Genomic DNA, 2,748 nt, shown 5'->3' on the forward strand with positions numbered 1-2,748 from the left:
CCTGTTCACCGGCCAGTTCCAGATCGCCAACAGCGGGACGACCAGCGCGGCGGTCCTGCTGCAGAAGCTCAACGACGCGATGTGCGGAACGGGCGCCAACCGGGCCTTTACACTGTTCGCTTGCTCGAGCGTGAAGATCGACGTGTCGCTGGCGAGCTCGTTCGCGGCCGGGTCGAGCGCGACGCCGATGAACGCCACCACGAGGACCTGGAACAACGGCTTCGGGACGAGCCTCGGCCTGTCCGGCTTCCTGGTGATCGCCGCGATGCTGAGCCTGCTGGTCTTCGCCGGCGAGGCGGTGCGCGACGCGTTCGATCCGCGCAAGACCTTCCGCTGAGCGAGACCTTCCGCTGAGCGAGACCTTCCGCTGAGCGAACCCTGCCGCCGAGCAAGACCTTCCGCCGAGCAAGACCTTCCGCCGAGCGAACCCTGCCGCCGAGCGAACCCTGCCGCCGAGCGAACCCTGCCGCCGAGCGAACCCTGCCGCCGAGCGCGCCTGTCCGCACCGCAAGACTGTCCGTCGGCACTGGCGTCGCGCGAAGCGACTGTGTCCCGGAGATGCGCCCGCCGGCCGCGCGCCGCGAATGCCTCGCGCGAGGACCGGGCCGGCCCTCGGATGCTTGACGCCTGAGGTTCGAGCACCGTCGGCGCGGCGGGATCCTCCGGCCCGAGGCATCCGTTCCCACGCCCGGCCGCGAGAACATCATCGCGATACTTAGTATGTCTATACCGGTACGCGTGAATTCAAAATATCCTAGGCCATTGATCTTGGTGCGACACTTTTATCCACCATTGCGCAGACCTCCGGTTTGGACATAAAGCCGTCGCCCGGGCCGGCGGTCGCGCAAGACGCATCCGTCCAGCATTTGGCCCGCCCGCCCCGCCCGCGCGCGGGCGCTGTAACGGGTTCGGGCAACAGCGGAATCCCGCCCTCCGCAGTTGCAGAGATTTCGCGCGGCGCTGAGCACTGCATTGCTGCGGATGCCGGGTCGGTTGCACGGATAGCGCCGAAGCACGGCAGGCAAGATCCACACTTGTTCGTGTGTTGAGCACCGATAACCGCTCCGACATCCTTGCTTTCTCTGCCAAACATCATAATTCCTGCGGGTGGGGACCCATCAAGGAACAGGCAAGGAACGGACGTATGTCTGAAACTACACCGTCGGCACAGACCAGCAACGAGTATATCGAGCGGACCGTCGACGTCGTCGCGGCCTACGTGTCGAACAACTCCGTGCCGATCACGGAACTGCCGACGCTCATCGCCAGCATTCACGAGGCGCTGAACAACGTCGGCTCCGGAACGACCCCCGTCGCGGCCGAGACGGTCGAGAAGCCCAGCCCCGCGCAGATCCGCAAGTCGATCCGCCCCGACGGGCTGGTCAGCTTCATCGACGGCAAGTCCTACAAGACGCTGAAGCGCCACCTGACCAAGCACGGCCTCGACCCGCACAGCTACCGCGACCGCTACGGCCTGCCGGCCGACTACCCCACCACCTCGGCGAACTATTCGGCCCAGCGCTCGGCGCTCGCCAAGAGCCTCGGCCTCGGCCAGCCCGGCCGCTCGACCCCCGCCGAGGCCCCCGAGGAGGTCGAGGAGGCGGCGCCCGCGCCCGCCCGCCGCGGCCGCAAGGCTGCGACCTCCGCCGTGAAGGGCAGCCAGTCCCGCAAGGCCGACGCCGCCTGAGGCCGAGGCGGCCTCGCGCCCGCTCCGGCACGATCCGAGCCCCATCGGCAGACCCGGTCTCGTCGGAGACCTGCGTGCCGTCGGGCAGGTCGTGCCGGACGGGCGGATCGCGCCTCCCTCCGCTCCCTCTGCCTCCGCTCCCCCTCCCTCCGCTCCCCTGCGGCGCCCGACGACCGGCCCACGCCGCTCGGGCCGGCATTCGCCGGACGCGTGAGCGGGAAAGGCGCGGCGTGGCGAGCGAACCGACACCGCACGCGCGCCGCGATCCGGCGCGGCGTGCGGTGTCGTTTGCGAAGACCGTTCTCTCGAAGGATCGGCGGCGTCAGAGCGCGGCGCGCTGCCCGAGAAGCCGGGCCCGCGCCCGCGCGACCAGGGCGGCGCGGGCCTGCTCGGCGTCGTCGGCATCGAGCAGCGGCGAGGCGGCGAGGGCGGCGAGGTAGGCCCGCTCGGGCGCGCGGCAGGCGCCGATCGCCGCGTCGGCCGCCAGGAGCCGGCTTCCGATCGCGGCGCGCAGACCGAAATGCCGGTCGAGGCAGCCGTGCCAGGAGGCGTAGCGCGTCCCGGCCTCGCCGGCCCGCGCCGGCGGCGCGGCGGCGAGCGCGACGAGCAGGCCCGCGGCGAGCAACGATTTCGGGATGGAACGGAACATCATGGGCGTCGGGGTGGGCGGCTCCGATCCCGGAGCGTCGCGCCGACGCGGTGAAGGTTTCGTCAACGCCCCGACTGCGAGGCCATCCCGTTTCGGGACGTCGCCGCCGATCTCAGCGGTTGGCGGTGGTGACCGGGGAGGTGACGCCGCCGAGGGAGACCCAGGCGACGGCGTCCTGGCTCTCGCGCTTGATGAAGGTGTAGCCGGTGCGGTGCCAGGGCAGGATCTGGCTGGTCTTGTTGTCGAGCACCAGGTCGCCGCGGTCGGTGATCAGGGTGAGCACGGCGTGGCCCTCGCCCTTCTCGTCGATGACCACGGTCATCCGCATGGCGCGGCGCGGCAGGCCGGCCTTGGCCAGCAGGCTGCGCTTGAGCAGCTGAAAATCCTCGCAATCGCCCGAGCCGTCCTCGGC

At 70.4% G+C, this 2,748-nt stretch carries 3 protein-coding genes and 1 pseudogene; 2 read left to right on the forward strand and 2 right to left on the reverse strand.

The window, feature by feature from the left end; all coding sequences use genetic code 11:
- Together MKK55_RS26590 and MKK55_RS26595 are read left to right on the forward strand one after the other, a co-directional pair.
- A pseudogene (locus tag MKK55_RS26590) lies at positions 1–337 on the forward strand (hypothetical protein); the annotation flags it as partial.
- 807 nt (positions 338–1,144) lie between these two features.
- A complete protein-coding gene (locus MKK55_RS26595; protein ID WP_147860436.1) occupies positions 1,145–1,687 on the forward strand; it encodes a MucR family transcriptional regulator in 543 nt (180 codons plus the stop codon).
- A gap of 322 nt (positions 1,688–2,009) precedes the next feature.
- Here the strand turns inward: MKK55_RS26595 and MKK55_RS26600 are convergent, their stop codons facing one another.
- Both MKK55_RS26600 and MKK55_RS26605 read right to left on the reverse strand, forming a co-directional pair.
- Entirely contained in the window at positions 2,010–2,339 is a 330-nt protein-coding gene (locus MKK55_RS26600) for a hypothetical protein (protein ID WP_243938574.1), read from the reverse strand.
- A 109-nt stretch (positions 2,340–2,448) separates the two neighbouring features.
- The coding region (locus MKK55_RS26605; protein WP_243938576.1) for a transglutaminase-like cysteine peptidase at positions 2,449–2,748 on the reverse strand (300 nt) is incomplete at its 5' end.

This window comes from Methylobacterium sp. J-059 (assembly GCF_022829485.1).
Classification (GTDB): domain Bacteria; phylum Pseudomonadota; class Alphaproteobacteria; order Rhizobiales; family Beijerinckiaceae; genus Methylobacterium.

Coding starts and splice junctions, on each gene's coding strand:
- MKK55_RS26600 (WP_243938574.1), bottom strand. CDS start 2,339: ATGATGTTCCGTTCCATCCCGAAATCGTTGCTCGCCGCGGGCCTGCTC.
- MKK55_RS26595 (WP_147860436.1), top strand. CDS start 1,145: ATGTCTGAAACTACACCGTCGGCACAGACCAGCAACGAGTATATCGAG.